Source organism: Thalassococcus profundi (assembly GCF_003344785.1).
GTDB lineage: Bacteria > Pseudomonadota > Alphaproteobacteria > Rhodobacterales > Rhodobacteraceae > Puniceibacterium > Puniceibacterium profundi.
Genome location: NZ_QPMK01000020.1, coordinates 62,195 through 77,169, shown reverse-complemented (window position 1 = coordinate 77,169; position 14,975 = coordinate 62,195). Strand labels below are relative to the sequence as shown.

Sequence of the window (14,975 nt, the reverse complement as noted above, 5' to 3'; positions counted from 1 at the left end):
GCGCCTGATGTTCGCCGATCTCATCGCCTCGATCCGTTTGAACGAGCCCGGCCCGGATGAGCCCTGGCCGGTCATGATGATGATCGACGAATTCCAGCAGATGGGGGCGATGCCCTATCTCGAACGCGCGATCCATTCGCTGGCAAGTTACGGTGGTCGCGTCGCGATGATTGCGCAGTCGCTGGCCTCGCTCGACCGGATCTACGGGCCCGAGGGCCGTGAAAGCCTCGAGAACGGGGCAGGGCTCAAACTCTACATCACCCCTCGGGATCAGCGCACGGTCAAGGAGGTCTCAGCCGCGGTCGGCAGCACCACACGCGAGGCCGTGACCCGCATGTATGGCCGCAACAAGGGCTTCCTCGGCGCGACCTCGACTTCGGCGCGTCTGGAAGAGCGGCCGCTGCTATCTGAGACCGAGGCTCGCTTGATGGACCCCGACGAGGTCATTATCCTCGCCTCGCCGCAGCACCCGATAAAGGCGAGCCGGATCAAGTATTACGACGATCCGTTCTTCAAGGACATGCTGGCCCGCCAGGAGGGCAAGCCCTTCCCCTATCCGCCGAGTGTGCAGGGCGTGGGGCCTTGGGCGCGTGAAAGTGCGGATGAAGTCAGTCAGGATGAGCCGCGACAACCAACCGACCGCACGCCTGTCCGGGATCGCTCGCAACGCCGCGAAGCGCGCGCGATGAGCGTGATGGCGATGGAGGCCGGGCGCGGGCAACCAGAGCCGGAGACGCTCGAGCGGGAAGCCGCCGTGCCGAAGGAATGGGAGGCGGCGCTCGACCGGCAGGAGGACTTCATCGAGGAATTGTTGGGAGGGTGAGCGCCGTCGACTAGTCCCCTATTCGTCGTAGTAGAATTTCAAGTCGCGTCGCTCTTTCAACTGGGCAGGTCGGTAGGGCTTAACCTCGCCACACTGGGCGACGGCCTTGGCTCGCATGCGCTCTTCGACTGAAGGATGGAGCGGGAAGTCGTCGCCAACTGCGCGAATTCCCTTCTTCCAGCGGATGCGGAGGGGGCCAAATGCTACCAACGCGTCTTCGCGGTGCTGCAAACCCAGAGGGTCAGGGGAGCGGTTCAAGACGTTCTCGTTGATCTGGATCGACGGCACGCAGTCTTTCAATTCGTCGACCATCCAATCGAGGGCGATATCGCTCAGGCGGGACTCTGCCTCGGGATAACTTCCACCGATGTCGCTATGGCAGCCCGGGAACCAGACCTGCTTCAACCACTTCGGCTCTCGATCTTTGGTCTCAATCGCGGCCGCCTTGGATGCCCATCCGACCCTTGGAAAGTCAGCACGGTCTTCGTCGATCGCCATGGCATGACGGGCGTGTTGGACATCGGGATCAAGCCACTTGTCGTAGTTGCGCTTGTTCCAAGCCGCGAAATGACCCGTCTTGAGGATCTGCGGCCAATCCGTTGGGCGCCAAAGCTTCAGTTTGCGTTCGGGATCGTCCGAGAAATATTTGAAGTTGTCGAGCAACAGGGAACCAAGCTGCCAAAGAAGCGCAACTAGTAGTACGCCGAGTGGAACAACCAAAAGCCAAGACCACCCGAATGCAACACCTGCGGCAAAAGCCGACCCGACGCCGAACGTGACGCCCCAGACCAAGGTGCGGACAACAGCCGTTCGCAGTGACGCCACGGTGTCGAAGACCCCGATGAATGTTGGCTGAACGTTTCCCTGATTGTCTTCGCCTTCAATGGGAAAGCTCGAATACTTTTTGCGAAATCGTTTGCCGAGCTCTTCACGGTTGTTGAAGTAAGGATCTTGTCCGCGCGGTTTTCCAGCACCGTGATTATACACGAATTTTACAGCGTCCTTGGCTATCTTCCGCAATCCGGGACCGTGACGCGGGACCGGCGAACCATCCGGCATCTGCGTCGGGACACCGCAGAGGTTCATAACGTTCGCCAGTGCTCTTACTGTGTAGGCCCCGCGCGAGAACCCGAACAGCAACACACGGTCGCCGGGTTCGTAATTGGCGATGATCTGCTCGTAGCAATCGATGATGTTGTGGTCGATGCCAGTGCCGACGGCGCTTTCCAAGATCGGCTTGATCCGACCGAATAACCCGCCACTTTCTCCTGTTCCCAAGCCAGGGTCGTAAAAGGCCACTTGGTCCTTCGGGCTAATTGGTGAATCTGGACCCGGACGCATGGCTCGATACATCTTGTAAACATTCGACAGCCGTTGGTCAGGCCTGGCGCCGCCCATTTGGCCTGTTCCGTCCGAGAATATGCAGATGTTCTTTACCATTTGTCGCCCCATCCAAGAACACGAAGTACAGTCAAAGTCCCTTAACCGCCAATCGATAGCTGTTGGTGCCGCCGCGAAGCAAAAAGCCGAAGCGGACTTTGGCGACAGCTACTTGGTCAGCCAATCGCCGTAGGCATCGATATCGATCATTGGCACAGTGCCGCTGAACTGGAGCCGTGAGATCAGTGCAAATAAGAAAGCCGTTGCCGGTTTTGACCCCTCAACAAGGTTATATCGCCCATCCTCGGCGAACAGGAAATGCCCGTGAGAGGCAACGCATCCGATGTCCAACCTCCTATCATCTTCGCCTTCGTTGAGGATCTTTTCGAACGATGCACCGAGGGGAGGTTTCCATTCGCTCTCAAAAGTAAGAAGCCCACCAATGATGGGAATGAGCTGTTTTGGCGGATAAACCCCACCAGCATGAGGGATTGGTAGGCTGGTCCGATGCAAATTTCGGACTGAAGCCACCTTGTCTTGCGCGTATCTCACCAGACCGGCATCTGCCGTCTGCTTGGCCTCAAAAACAGCGTATACACTTTCTGCTGGAACTATGAGCTGTTCTTCGTAGGTGAAAATGAAGGGCGAATATTGACGGTCAAAGATCACGGCATCAATTTGATCGCTAAAATTTCCCCGGCTATCGACGACATGAGCACTTGCAACCTGATATCTCTCAGGGATGTACTGTGCGAGCATATCGATCCAAATCGCTTCGCTTGCGTCCCCTTTTGTACCGGGATGCTTGAACGACTTCCGCGCCGTTGACAGCCGATGCTGAATATCCTCGTGCAACGATGATAGAAGTTGTGATAGCGACCATTCAGCCATTGTTTCTTCTTTCTAAGACAGCGGAAATTTTGGTCCGAAGAAAGCGCGCCACGCTTTCAGGGCGTCTCCGTTCTTGCCCTGGCGCGCCAAGTGAATTGCGGCAGCGATGTCGCGGTTTGCCTGATCCAGAATTGTCTGGGCGCGCTTCACCATCGCTGCGTCCATTCGATCGCTAACAGGAGACCCGAGCCCGGCCGGATCTGGCCAATCCTCGTGAATTCGGTCGCGTAGCGTAGCGAAGAACGCTTGGATTTCGCGGTCATGTGAACCACCCCATCCACCATGGAGGCATTCCATCGCCATGACCTCGATCAGAAAGGATGGCTTGATAGGTTTTTCTCCGTGGCGGCTGTTTTGGTTCCAGTACTTCACCATGCGCACCAGGCCCTTCCACTCATTGCCATAAGCTTGGTGGGCCGAAACAGCCTTCTGTGCATGGATTTCGGGATTTGTTCCCATCCACTTCCCGGTTGTGTTGTTCGGGATCTCGTAGTCGTCGCCCTTTGCAAATGCGGGCACTGCATCCACGCTTACAACCCGGTAATCTGTGTTGTCGTCGGAATCGACGACGACACCAAAGTCCACACCCACAGAGCGTCCCTGTTTTTTGACGGCGCTGCTTCCATAAACGTCAACCAACGTATCGTAGAATGCGGTCAGTATCTTGTCAGGATGTTTGTCTCGATAGTGGTCCTCGTCCTTTCCAAGAACGAAGAAGATATCGACATCCTTGAGTGGTTTGGACTTGGTCCAGCGGGCGTAGCTTCCTGTCAAAAAGCTACGGTCGATCTGAAAGGCCTTATCCAGATGCTCGCGAACTTCCTTCTGCCGCTTGGATGCGTTCTGCTGCTCTCTTTCGTTCAACTCCATTCGGCTCTTGAACTTTTTGAATGCGTCCGGGAGTGAAATCATGATGCCTGCCTCCAATACGCTGCCGTCGCTCCCAGACCGTTGTGTTCGATGGTGGAGCCAAGGCTTTGGCGAACCATACCGTCTGTAGATCGGGCGGTGGTCCGGTGCCAACCCGGGACATCAGGTCGTCCAGGCTTTGTACGTAGCAGGAGGTCATACTTGGCGCTTGCCGGCGCAACTCCCGCTTTGCGAATTGCCCAACGAAGTTGATCGGTGTCCGTCCAGAAGTTTCCATCTCCAGCAGACCAACTGTAGTTCACGTCGATATCCCAACGCAGGATTAGTCCATTGGTTGCCGGATCGTATATCTCGAGTGTGATCTTCTCGAGGTCTTCGCTCTCCAACCATGCCTTGATTCCGCGCATGTTGATTTCCGTGTCGTTCACGAAATTTGTTGGATCCATGCCACTCAGACGGATAATGTCTTTGAGGCTCTTGAGGATGTTATCGGCCACATAGGTGACAGACTGGGTGCGGGAATACGTGATGACTGTTGTCATGGTTTCAACAACCCCTCGAGATCAATTTCGAGCGTAGCACCTTGCGAGTTGTTCGCTGTGTCTTGCTTTTTGGTTTCGGTTCTGTCGCGTGCTGTGATGCGGTTGCTCTTCTGTTGCAGCGCAGATTGGACCCAACCGAGATCATCGGGTTCACATGGCAGTGAAATCGACCAATCACCTTTCAGCGGGTCAAACCCGAGCACGTCTTCGTTCGCGTCCGACCCGTCGATCGCATCGTCATCGTAAAGACAGTAGATGCGCGTCTGCGGCCCTTCACAGCTGACAATGATTGGTGAGTTTTCGCAGGCTTTGTCCGCGATTATGCTGCTTGCAATGCCAGCGACACTGCTGAGTTCTTGCTGCGCTCCGGTATTTGTACGGGTGAGCAAGTCGCTGATGGCGGCCCATGTTGCCAATGCGTCGCGATGCGGAGAGCTTCGGAATGTTCTGCGGGCTACAGTTATCATCACTTCCCCCGATTCGCTCTTTTGTTGGTTTGGGCTGATTTTGCGGCAGCAGCTAACTGGGGCAGTGTTACTGAGCCGGGGTTCAGTGCCACCTGAGTGTTAGAGGCGAGCGCGTTTGCGACGGTCTTTCGGATTGTCCTGCCGTCGAGGCCGACGAATTCGCCAGCACAGGTGTCGAAACCACGGTCGCTGGTCAGCTCTTCTATCTCAGGATACGTGCTGCTTAGCCCCAACAGGCATTCCCGCAAAATCGTCTTGCAGGCTTCCTTTCCGGGAAGAGGCACTTCAAGCACCAGATCGCATCGGGAAACGAAGGCATCGTCCACCGCTTCCGGGTAGTTGCTGGTTGCCACAAACAGCAGGTTCTTGTGAGATTCTGCCAGCAGGTCGAGCTGTACCAGAACGGCGTCCGTGGCTCGATGAATGTCGACAGGGTTGGCATCGAGGCTTAGCCTAGAGCGGTCCACCGCAAGGGTTTCCACTTCATCTAGCAGGACAATCGTCGGGCCTGCATTGGCAAGTTCTGAAAGTGTTTGCGCGAAGAGGTCAGTAACCGCTCGCTGCGTTTTCCCCATGGCGGAACTCGTCAAGCCATGCGCTTCAACCTCGACCAGTTGGAAGTTCCCCCCCTTGAAAGCCGCTGCTGTTCGGTTGGCCAACCCTCGCGCGAGCGACGTTTTGCCCGTTCCGGGTGCGCCAACCAACAGGAGGACGCCATGGAGTGGCAACACGGCTCGGCTCATCTTTGGTCGCATTGTGAAATTCAGCACCGCCTGAGAGAGCAGGCGCTCCTTTATCTCGGCTTCGACGATGATCGAGTCCCAGAGTTCTGCCAGACCGGGGTCCGGCAGTGCCGTGATCTTCTGAATTCCTCTAGGTAGGTCGCCCGCAAACGGTGCGTTCATGGCTACTTCCTCTTTTCTTTGCCTGTTTAGCGCCTCGTGAAGCGACTTGGCGGTTTACAAATTTGCCTTTCTTTCGGCTTGCTGTTACAAGTTAGGGACAAAAAGCCGCGCTTTCAAGCATTGTAGTTTACAAAATATCAATCATATGGGTGAAATGTAAACCACCCACTGGGAGGACGTTATGATTGGCAAGCGACTCAAAGGAGCCCGGGCAGCATCTGGCCTCTCGCTCCGTGCACTTTCCGATGCCATGGAGAAAAAGGTGTCCGCTCAAGCCATAGGCAAGTACGAGCGCAATGAAGACATGCCCGGATCGGGCGTGCTGCTAGGTCTTGCCCGAGCACTCGAGGTCTCTGTGGATTTCCTGCTGAGCGATGACGAGCTTGAGTTGGAGGGCGTGGAGTTTCGCAAGTCAGCCAGCTCGTCAGCCAAGGAGATCGCGACGATCGAAGCCAAGACGCTCAATATGGTTGAAAAGTACCTCGCCATCGAAAGCTTGCTGAATCTTTCGAGCCAGGAATGGGATGCCCCACACGAAGCGCCCTACTGGGTGGCCGATGTTCGTGATGCCGAAGACGCGGCTCGCAACATGCGTGCTTCCTGGCAGCTGGGTCACGATCCGATCCCAATGCTTGCTGAACTCCTCGAGGAGCACGGGATCAAGGTGTTGTCTTTGGACGTTGATCGGATTGATGGCCTTGCGGCCAAAGTCCGTCGAAAAGAGCATCACTCTGCGCGGGTGATTATGATCAAGAAGAAGACCTGGTCTGAACGGAAGCGCTTCAGTTTAGCTCACGAACTGGGCCACATGGTTCTTAAGGTCGCTGAAGGATGTGATTCAGAACGCGCCGCAAATCGATTTGCTGGTGCATTTCTCGTTCCGGCAGAAGTGCTACGGCAGGAGATCGGTGCCCGCAGAACGGACATAAGCATTGGTGAGCTCATTAGTCTAAAGGATCGGTTTGGCGTCAGCATTCAAGCGCTGACGTATCGATGCAAGGATTTGGACATCATCAACCAGGCAACATTTGCGCGCCTGTTCAAGGTCTATAAGCAACGGGGTTGGCGCGATGAGCCGTTCGAGGAGCCGAATTCCATTCCTTGGGAACGAGAAGAGCCTGACCGCTTTCAGAGGCTGTGTTTTCGTGCCCTCTCCGAAGGGTTGATTGGGTTGTCTCGCGCGGCAGAACTTCTCGAAATACGAGTAAAAGAGCTGGAAGAACGGTTGAACCACATGTCATAGTAGTTATGTGCAAGTTCTTGTTTCCGATACCTCTGTCTTGATTGACATCGAAAGAGCCTCGCTGACCGCGAGGCTTTTTGACCTGCCTTATGAATTTGTGGTCCCAGATATTCTGTATGAATCGGAACTCCTCGATTGGTTGGGCCCTGATTTGCTCGATCTTGGATTGAAGGTCGAACAACTCACTCCACAAGAAACCGCACGTGCAACAGAACTGAAACGGGCGAAAGCAATGCTATCGACGCCAGATGTTTTTGCGTTCTGTTTAGCGGTGGAACGGAATTGGGTACTACTAACCGGCGATGGTGCGCTTAGGGCAGAAGCAGAGAGTCAAAAGCTCTCGATGCACGGTGTGTTGTGGGTGTTTGACGAAATGGAAAAACACATGGTTTGTGCGACAAGCGCGCTAAAAGCGGGTTTGGAGGCCGTTCGTGACCATCCGAGATGCAGACTTCCACAAAAAGAAATCAACCGAAGACTTGCACGATACTAGCCCTTCGCCACGACGAAATGCCACTCCCACGTGGGCGTAGGAGCCAGCCCGCTGCAACTGTGTCTGCCGATCAAAGTCCGCTCCTGCAATTGACCATTGGAGCCTTCGCTCCAGCCGCGAACGGCAGCTTCCGACCCTTTGTGCCGAGGGGCTTACGACCCCGGCAGATAGAACTCCGTAATCCCTCGCTTGCCCTCGGCGCGGCCGAGCTGCACGATCACATCGATGGATTTCCGGATGTATTCGCGCACTTCGGCGAAGGTCAGCGGTGTGCCAGCCTGCAGCACCATGATCGCAAGCCGGTCGATGGCGAGTTCTGCGGTTTCAGCGTGGATTGTAGAGACCGACCCGCCATGGCCGGTGTTGATGGCTTCGAGATAGGTCAGGGCCTCGGCCCCGCGCAGTTCGCCAACGATGATCCGGTCGGGTCGCATTCGGAGGGAGGCCTGGAGAAGGGCGTTGGCGCTACGTTGCGAGCCGGAACCGCGGTCGGCCAAGAGGGCGACGGTGTTGGGTTGACCGGGGAAGAGCTCGAAGGCGTCTTCGATGGTGATCAGCCGTTCGCGTTCGCTGACATGAGTCAGAAGGTGGCGGGCGAAAGTGGTTTTGCCGGTCGAGGTCCCACCGCTGATCAGGACGTTGAGCCGCCCCTCGACCAGGGTCTGCAACGCGGCTTCGAGGTTCTCATCTGCCAGACTGGCGATGTTCTTCATTTTCTCGGCGCGGAGCGCGTCCAGCGACACGGCCTTGCCGAAGAGATAGGCCGGGGCGTAGTCCCGGACGCTGCCCGAGGCGAAGAGACGGATGGTGATCGAGGCACCGCGATCGATGGCGGGCGGTACGGCGACCTGGACCCGAAGCGGACGGCCTGCATATTCTACCTTGCCGGAGACGAGGGGGTTCTTTTCAGAAACGCGGGCCTTGGCATCGCCGACGATGGTCTGGGCCATGTTGAGGGCTGTGGTCCGATCCACGGTCTGACCTTCGTGGCGCATGGTGGCGTCGCCTGCGACCTCAAGCCAGACCTTGCCGTCCGGGTTGATCGCGATCTCGACCACGTCATCGCGTCGCAAGAGGTCGCGGAACGGGTCGAGATAGCGCTCGAGATATGAGGCTGGCGATGCCTGATCCATCAATAAATCACCACATCCCGGTCGACGAGCACGGTGACCGAGGCTCCCTGATCGACATAGATCGTCGGCGCGATCGACACCTGGTCGGCGATGACCGAGCCGACGGCATCCTGCAGGTCGCTGCCGACATCGCCCAGAACGATGCTGGTGGTTTCATTGTTGGCGCTCTCGGCTGCCACGGCCGGTGCCGCCCCGATCACGGAAATCAGCGCCGCACCTCCGAAGCGCTCGGCGAACTTGGTGTCGACGAGGCCGGTGAGGCCCGACCGGCCAAGCTGGTCCCCGCCAACAGCGGCGATTTCCATTGAGGTTCCGTCCGGTGTCAGGACGCGGGTCCAGAGAATGAGGATGCGTTTCTGGTGCATCTCGATGCCAGAGCGGTATTGGCCAAAAAGGCGGGAGCCCCGGGGGATCAGGATCCGGTCCCCGGAAAACGCCGGGACCGGTTCGGAGACAACCGCCACAACGGAGCCCGGCAGGTCGCTGTTGATGGCGGTCTGGAGCGCGGCCTGGATGACGGACCCTTGGGTCAACGTGCGTTCGGGGTGGGTGAGGCGGGTGGCCTCCTGCACTTCGAGCGGTCGCGCACTCTGCAGGAACGCCTCATTGCCCGAGAGGACCGGCCCCTCGGTGCCTGCGGCAGCAGGATCGGCCACCGCCGCGCCACTTTGGCCGCCGCGCGGACCGTCGGCATAGACCACGGCGGGGGATTTGATCTGCGCGGTCAGAAGCTCCTCGGCGACCCGCTCGGCCTCGCGCTGGCGCTGTTCCTCTTCCTGACGACGGCGTTCTTCGAGTAGGCGCTGATCGGCGATCAGCCCCTCGCGATCGAGCTCAGCCTCGAGCCCCTCGCGCTGCGCCCGTTCGGCATCGAGCATGGCCTGCAGACCTTCGATGCGGGCCTCGGTCTGGCGCTGCAGGTTGGCAAGCTCTGCCTCCTTCTCCGCTATAAGTGCTTCCAAGGCCGCCTTCTGCTCATCGAAGGCCTCGCGCAGGTCGGCAACGGCGGACTGGATTTCCGAGTTGCGGGCGGCCTGGCTGGCGGCAAGGGCCTCGCGGAGCTTGGCGATCTCGGCCAGCACCTCGGCGCTCGGCTCGGGGGCAGGGGCGGCGGGCACATCAAGCGCTTCTTCGACGGCGATCAGCGCGTCATTGACCCGTTGTTCGGTCTCATCGGGTGGAAACTCCAGCCGCCCACCGGTGCCGGGGCGGCGGTCCTGGAAGGTTTCAACATCGGAGGTCTCGAGTGCGCTGTCGCCCTCCTGCAGGCCGGTGGCCAGGAAATACGCGACCCCGGCCCCGCCAAGGGCGAGGGCGGCGGCGAGGGCACCGACCCCGAGGCTGTTGCCCCGGCGTTTCGATTTGCCGCGCTGGCTGAACTGGTCGAGACGGTTCTGAAGGTCGGGAGGGGTTTGATCGGCCATGGTCAGTTGCTCACATAGATCGCGCTCTCGTCGCGCCAGGCGCAGATCGCCTCGTCGCCGATGCGCAGCGTCCAATAGGTGTTCACCCCGAGAACGCGAACGGTGTTGCCTTGCTGGGTCCAGTTGACTGTGCGCTCGCGGCCTTGGTCATCGGCCTTGAAGAGGGCGGGCTGGCGACCGTTTTCCGGGAAGACGAAATACGTGTAGCGCCCGTCGTCGTAGATATGGCTGGGGCGGAAATCCCCTTCGCCGGAGACGCGGTAGTTGTAGTTGCGAGGTGCCTCGAACCCCTTCGGTTGGGTGGCACCCGCCGCACGGCGTTCCTCATCGGGGTAGCGGAAGCGCACCTCGAAGAACATGCCTGTGCGGTTCGGGATCGAGCCTTCGCGCAGGTGGAAGGAATAGGTGCGGCGGTTGGTGATCACCGTCATGTTGGTCGAGGTCTGCGCAACATGCGGTTTGATGGTCAGTACATTGCCAAGCTCGGGGATCGGATCGACCTGAAAGCTTTCGGTGTCGCCGACAATCACTGCTTCAAACCGCTCGCCCGTCCCGAAATGGATCGTGGTCGAATGCCGAAGATCCGTTTCGATCCGGTAGACCTGGTTCTCGTTATAGACGGCGGTGCGAATGCGGATATCGAGCGGGCCGCCTTGCGGCGTGGCCTCGGCGAGTGCGGCAACAGGAAGGGCAAGCGCCAGGAGGAGCGCGGGCAGGGATTTCATGTTGGTCAGTTCTCCAGGGTCTCGGCGTCGACGCGGTAGGAGGTCACCACGAAGCCCAAGGGGTTGGCCCAGACGTCCTGAAGGCGCTGGCGGGTTTCGGGTTGGAAGTCGTAGCCGACAGTGGCGACATAGGACCGGGTGACGGTGCGGGTGTCGCGGGGACGGCGGAGCGTGCGGGTGAAGCGGACCTGGGCCACGCCGCGCTCGATCTGGTTCACGGACTTGATCACCACCTCGATCTTGGCATCGCGCCCATAGACGGTGATCGGGTAGTCCTCGTTGGTGGAGGACCAGAGATCGCGCAGCGTGCGGGCGGCGTCACCATCCGAGCGGTCGAGCACCGAGTTGATGCGTTGCTCGCCATCGGTCAGGTCGTAGGTCTCGCGATCGTCGACATAGGCCACGAGATTGGCCTGGATGATGGCGTCGCTCTCGGAAAGGGTCAGCGCTTGGACCGCGGCGACCCGGTCCATCTCGCCGGTTTCCTTGTCGACCACGACAACGAAGGTCTCGGTGGATTTGAGCGGAAAGAGGCTCGCGCCCGCGACCATGCCGGCCACGCCGACTAGCACGCCTGCCGCGGCGACGAACCAGGCGAAGCGCTCGCGCCGCCTGGGCCCGTAGATGAAATCCGCCTCAAAGGCGTCGCGGTCAGGCGCGGAGGAACTGGTCACAGTCTTCTTCAAAGTAGTGGTCTTTCAAATCAGGGTTTGCGGAAGGCCTTGGCGGCGGAGAGGAGCGCGCCAGGGCTTTGCCGGATCATCTCGCCGGTCTTCACCACGCCTGTATTGGCCATCTGGTTCAGCTCGTGCGGAGACTTGCCGGTGACGAGGCGCGAGGTCGCGCCCGTGCCATACTCCCGCGTGTTCACGAAGCCCTGCCGCGCGAGGCCCGTAAGACCCACGGCATTGGACGCAATGCCCACGACACCGGTGAGGTTGGAGGCGATGTAGGGCACCGAGGCCATGATCCCGGCGCTGAGGATCAGGATCACGAGGAAGGGTAGGATCAGGCTGACGGTTTCGACATCGCCCGGATCGGCGGAGGCATCGCCAATCGCTTCGGCGATGGCGACGATGATGCCCGCGGCCCCGGCGGCAGCGACAGGCATGAGCGCATAGCCGATGGTGGCGCGGGTCCAGGCCTCGAAGAGCGACTGGGTGGGCTTGAAGAGCGAGGTCACGATCATGAAGGGGGCGATGACGATCATCAGCGCGAAGACGATGCGGGCAAAGGCGATGATCCCGGCGGTGACGGCGGCAAAGACGGCAGAGAGGACGAAGAAGATCGCGCCCAGGACCGCGCCGAAAACCCAGCCTGCGCGGTCGCCGATCGTGTCGCCATAGGCGGTGATGCGGGCGACCATGTTGTCGAGGCTTGCGTAAACCCCGGCCTCGTCGCCCGACCCGGTGAGGGCCAAGATGGAGGCGCCGATAGAGTCGGGGACCTGCGTGACGATGCCATAGATCACGCTGAAATTGTCCCAGCTCTGCGCGAATATCCCGACAAGTGCCACCTTGATGCCGAAGGCAAAGCCGGTGCCGAAGGGCAGGGGGCGCAGCTGCATCACGGCGTTGATTCCCAGAAGCACGAGCAGCAGTGTCGCGCCCGCCGAGATGACGTTGCCGACCGAGGCTGCGGAAGAGACAAAGCCGTCCTGCGCCACGGTGTTCACCGCGGCGTCGACCTGCCCGAGGATGTCGCGAATGACCCCCATTTACTCCGCACATCCTGCGGCAATTTGGGCTTCCAGCTCATCGGCCTTGGCGTAGAGATCCAGCACCTTGAAGGGCAGGTGCGGGGTGTCCGAAGTCTGGAACCGGGGCAAAGCGTCAAGTGCCTGATCCCAGGTGAACTGGTCCAGCAGGCAGGTGCAGCTTTGCGAGGCGAGCGCCTCTTCGGCGATCAGGATGCGCAGGATCGCGCGGTAGCCGTTGCGTAAGTAAGCGGTCTCGGCCAGATCGGCGGGTGGTTTCGGGACACGGCAGGCGTCGCCCTCGTCCCGCGCGATGGCCATCGAACTGAAGGGCGTATTGCTGGACGGGTCCGTGCTCGGGGTCTGGGCCAGCGCGGCACAGGGCAGGGCACCGAGCACTAGCGCGGCGAAACCAACGAAGCGAATATCCGGGATAGTGAGGCGCATCGACGTGCTCATGGATCCACCGCCATCGAGCGGAACTTGCGCTCATCCGCGAGGGTCGCGGCATCGACAACGCCAAGCTGGCCGGCACTGACGCCCTGGGCCGCTTCCAGCCGCCAGATTTGAGTCAGGATGATACCCAGCTCGGCGGTGACGCGGGTGTTGAGATCGACGGCGGCTTTCAGCCCGTCCTGATCGTCGATCAGCCCGACCATGGTTTCGAGCCGTTCAAGGCTCTGGCCTGCCTCTTCGTGGCTTTCCTGCGCCGCGACGGACAGCATGGCGCTGGCTCCGGCGGAGGCGGCTATGCGGTTGTCGGCGGGCTGATCCGATCCCGAGAGCGTGCTCAGGCGCTCCGAGGTGAAGCCGCTGCCCGACAGCACGCGCTCGACGGAGGCCGAGAGTTCCGCACCGGGATTGAAGCCGCTGAGGAAATCGCCGCTGGCCAAGGACTGCGCGGTGTTGAGAGGAGCCACGAGCTTGCCGCGCAGCGCGCGGAATTCCTCGACTGTTGCGAAGAGCTCGCCCAACCCGCTGCCCTCGATCAGCGAGGTCAGTTGCGCCTCAAGGTTTGTGAGCTGCGACAGCTGGGTTTCCAGTTCCAGCCGCATGGTGGCGAGTTGCTGCATCTGGACATTTAGATCCTCAGCCATGTGTTCGAGCTGGGCGACGAGTTGGCCAAGCTGCGAGCCATCGAAGGTCGGCACGCCCTGAGCCGTGGCGGGCCCGCTGAGCCCGAGCGCGGTGACCGCGGCGGCGGTCAGGAGAAGGTGTCTCATTCGGGAACTCCCATCTGCATGAAGTCGCGTTCGGCCAGACGGTCGGCGACGAGGTGCTGCGCATAGGCCGCCTCGCGCTGCTGGTTGGCGGCCATCAGCCGGACGCGAAGGTTGAGGATGCGGCCGATCTCGGCCTTGGCGTAGGTGTTGAGCTCCCAGGCCGCCTTGGCATTGGGCTGCGCATCGATCTGCAGGATGATCGCGCGGAGGCGGTTGATGACCTGTTCGGTGGTGGCGGAGCTGTCCGCGGCGTAATAGACGCCGGCCTCGGAGATGCTGGCATATTCAGCCAGCGCAAAATCCGAGGGCGAGAGCGTGCCGAGTGCATCGGCACCGCCCACCACGGCGAGGTATTCGTTGTAGAACTTGGAGATGTTGCGCACGTAGCCCTGAGTTTCGGCAAAGGGCGGCACGCCGCCGTATTCGATGACCCGACCGGGCCCCGCGTTATAGGCTGCGAGCGCATGGGGGATATTGCCGAACCGGTTGAGCTGCGTGGTGATGTAGCGCGCGCCGCCGCGCAGGTTGTCTTTCACGTCATAGCGGTCGACGCCGAGGTCGGAGGCAGTGCCGGGCATGAGCTGGGTGAGGCCATAGGCCCCGACCGGGCTTTCGGCGGCAACGTTGAATCGGCTTTCCTGCTTGATCAGGGCCTGGAAGAGGCAGCGCCACTGGGTGGCCGAGAGCCCGGCCCGGGCCACACCGGGCGCGCCCGCGAATTCGCCCGCCACCTCGACGATCATCATCTCTACCGTCTCGCGGCCCTCGCCGAAGAGGCGGCTGTTCATGGGGCTTGCATCGGTATTTGGATAGACCGCCGCCACGCCGAAATCCGCATTGCCCTCGAGCGCGGGGATATCGAAGCCGGGCCCGGTGATGGCCGCCGTCATCTCCTCGAGGACGCGGAGCTGGCCGGCCTGCACGTCCGCCAGCGTGGACTCTGTCCGATCCTTGTCCTGCTGGACGCCGAGGTCTTCAGCCAATGCCGTCACCCGCGCGATGGCGCGCCCGATCGCGGAATTGTCCTGCGTCGGCACCCCCTGGGCATGGGCGGGCATGGCGCTGAGGCCGAGGCAGAGCCCGGCGGATATGATCGCGGCACGGCTCATTCCGGACGCGGCAGGTGTTCAAAGATGCAGTCAGACTTTGCAGCCTGCTGG

General features: G+C 60.3%; 17 protein-coding genes. 3 read left to right on the top strand and 14 right to left on the bottom strand.

Annotation, left to right across the window (positions count from 1 at the left end):
- Positions 1-823, top strand: an 823-nt coding sequence (locus DU478_RS19595; RefSeq protein WP_147276389.1) for a type IV secretory system conjugative DNA transfer family protein, incomplete at its 5' end; no start/stop codon positions are given.
- A gap of 18 nt (positions 824-841) precedes the next feature.
- Here DU478_RS19595 and DU478_RS19590 read toward each other — a convergent pair.
- The 6 genes from DU478_RS19590 to DU478_RS19565 form a co-directional block, all read right to left on the bottom strand.
- Positions 842-2,263, bottom strand: a complete 1,422-nt coding sequence (locus tag DU478_RS19590; protein WP_064225048.1) for a phospholipase effector Tle1 domain-containing protein — start codon at positions 2,261-2,263, stop codon at positions 842-844.
- Positions 2,264-2,371: 108 nt separating this feature from the next.
- Entirely contained in the window at positions 2,372-3,094 is a 723-nt protein-coding gene (locus DU478_RS19585) for a DUF6602 domain-containing protein (RefSeq protein WP_064225022.1), read from the bottom strand.
- A 12-nt stretch (positions 3,095-3,106) separates the two neighbouring features.
- Positions 3,107-4,006, bottom strand: a complete 900-nt coding sequence (locus tag DU478_RS19580) for a CBASS oligonucleotide cyclase (protein ID WP_064225021.1) — start codon at positions 4,004-4,006, stop codon at positions 3,107-3,109.
- A complete protein-coding gene (locus DU478_RS19575) occupies positions 4,003-4,506 on the bottom strand; it encodes a hypothetical protein (RefSeq protein WP_064225020.1) in 504 nt (167 codons plus the stop codon). Before DU478_RS19575 ends, DU478_RS19580 begins: the two co-directional genes overlap by 4 nt.
- A complete protein-coding gene (locus tag DU478_RS19570; RefSeq protein WP_064225019.1) occupies positions 4,503-4,973 on the bottom strand; it encodes a hypothetical protein in 471 nt (156 codons plus the stop codon). The genes DU478_RS19575 and DU478_RS19570 overlap by 4 nt, the downstream gene beginning before the upstream one ends.
- Entirely contained in the window at positions 4,973-5,878 is a 906-nt protein-coding gene (locus DU478_RS19565; protein ID WP_064225018.1) for an AAA family ATPase, read from the bottom strand. The genes DU478_RS19570 and DU478_RS19565 overlap by 1 nt, the downstream gene beginning before the upstream one ends.
- A gap of 181 nt (positions 5,879-6,059) precedes the next feature.
- On the opposite strand from DU478_RS19565, the gene DU478_RS19560 reads away from it, so the two are divergent.
- Positions 6,060-7,121: a helix-turn-helix domain-containing protein gene (locus DU478_RS19560; RefSeq protein WP_064225017.1), complete on the top strand. Its 1,062-nt coding sequence runs from the start codon at positions 6,060-6,062 to the stop codon at positions 7,119-7,121.
- Positions 7,122-7,158: 37 nt separating this feature from the next.
- A complete protein-coding gene (locus DU478_RS19555; RefSeq protein WP_229737798.1) occupies positions 7,159-7,614 on the top strand; it encodes a PIN domain-containing protein in 456 nt (151 codons plus the stop codon).
- Between the two features lie 152 nt (positions 7,615-7,766).
- On the opposite strand, the gene DU478_RS19550 is transcribed toward DU478_RS19555, so the two are convergent.
- From DU478_RS19550 to DU478_RS19515, 8 genes are read right to left on the bottom strand one after another with little or no spacing between them, the layout of a single operon-like run.
- Entirely contained in the window at positions 7,767-8,747 is a 981-nt protein-coding gene (locus tag DU478_RS19550; protein WP_064225015.1) for an ATPase, T2SS/T4P/T4SS family, read from the bottom strand.
- Positions 8,747-10,171 carry a TrbI/VirB10 family protein gene (locus tag DU478_RS19545; protein WP_064225014.1) on the bottom strand — a complete coding sequence of 475 codons (1,425 nt, stop codon included), beginning with the start codon at positions 10,169-10,171 and terminating at the stop codon, positions 8,747-8,749. The genes DU478_RS19550 and DU478_RS19545 overlap by 1 nt, the downstream gene beginning before the upstream one ends.
- Before the next feature lie 2 nt (positions 10,172-10,173).
- Positions 10,174-10,896: a TrbG/VirB9 family P-type conjugative transfer protein gene (locus tag DU478_RS19540; RefSeq protein ID WP_064225013.1), complete on the bottom strand. Its 723-nt coding sequence runs from the start codon at positions 10,894-10,896 to the stop codon at positions 10,174-10,176.
- A 5-nt stretch (positions 10,897-10,901) separates the two neighbouring features.
- The gene (locus DU478_RS19535; RefSeq protein ID WP_064225012.1) at positions 10,902-11,582 is read right to left on the bottom strand and encodes a virB8 family protein; all 681 of its coding nucleotides are present in this window, start codon (positions 11,580-11,582) and stop codon (positions 10,902-10,904) included.
- A gap of 17 nt (positions 11,583-11,599) precedes the next feature.
- A complete protein-coding gene (locus tag DU478_RS19530) occupies positions 11,600-12,613 on the bottom strand; it encodes a type IV secretion system protein (protein ID WP_064225011.1) in 1,014 nt (337 codons plus the stop codon).
- Complete coding sequence (locus DU478_RS19525) at positions 12,614-13,039, bottom strand: hypothetical protein (RefSeq protein WP_233501452.1); 426 nt, start codon at positions 13,037-13,039, stop codon at positions 12,614-12,616.
- Between the two features lie 8 nt (positions 13,040-13,047).
- On the bottom strand, positions 13,048-13,815 hold the full coding sequence (locus tag DU478_RS19520) for a type IV secretion system protein (RefSeq protein ID WP_064225010.1): 768 nt from the start codon (positions 13,813-13,815) through the stop codon (positions 13,048-13,050).
- Positions 13,812-14,924 (bottom strand): transglycosylase SLT domain-containing protein, encoded by a 1,113-nt coding sequence (locus tag DU478_RS19515; protein WP_114295284.1) that lies wholly within the window; start codon positions 14,922-14,924, stop codon positions 13,812-13,814. Before DU478_RS19515 ends, DU478_RS19520 begins: the two co-directional genes overlap by 4 nt.
- Positions 14,925-14,975 lie beyond the last annotated feature (51 nt).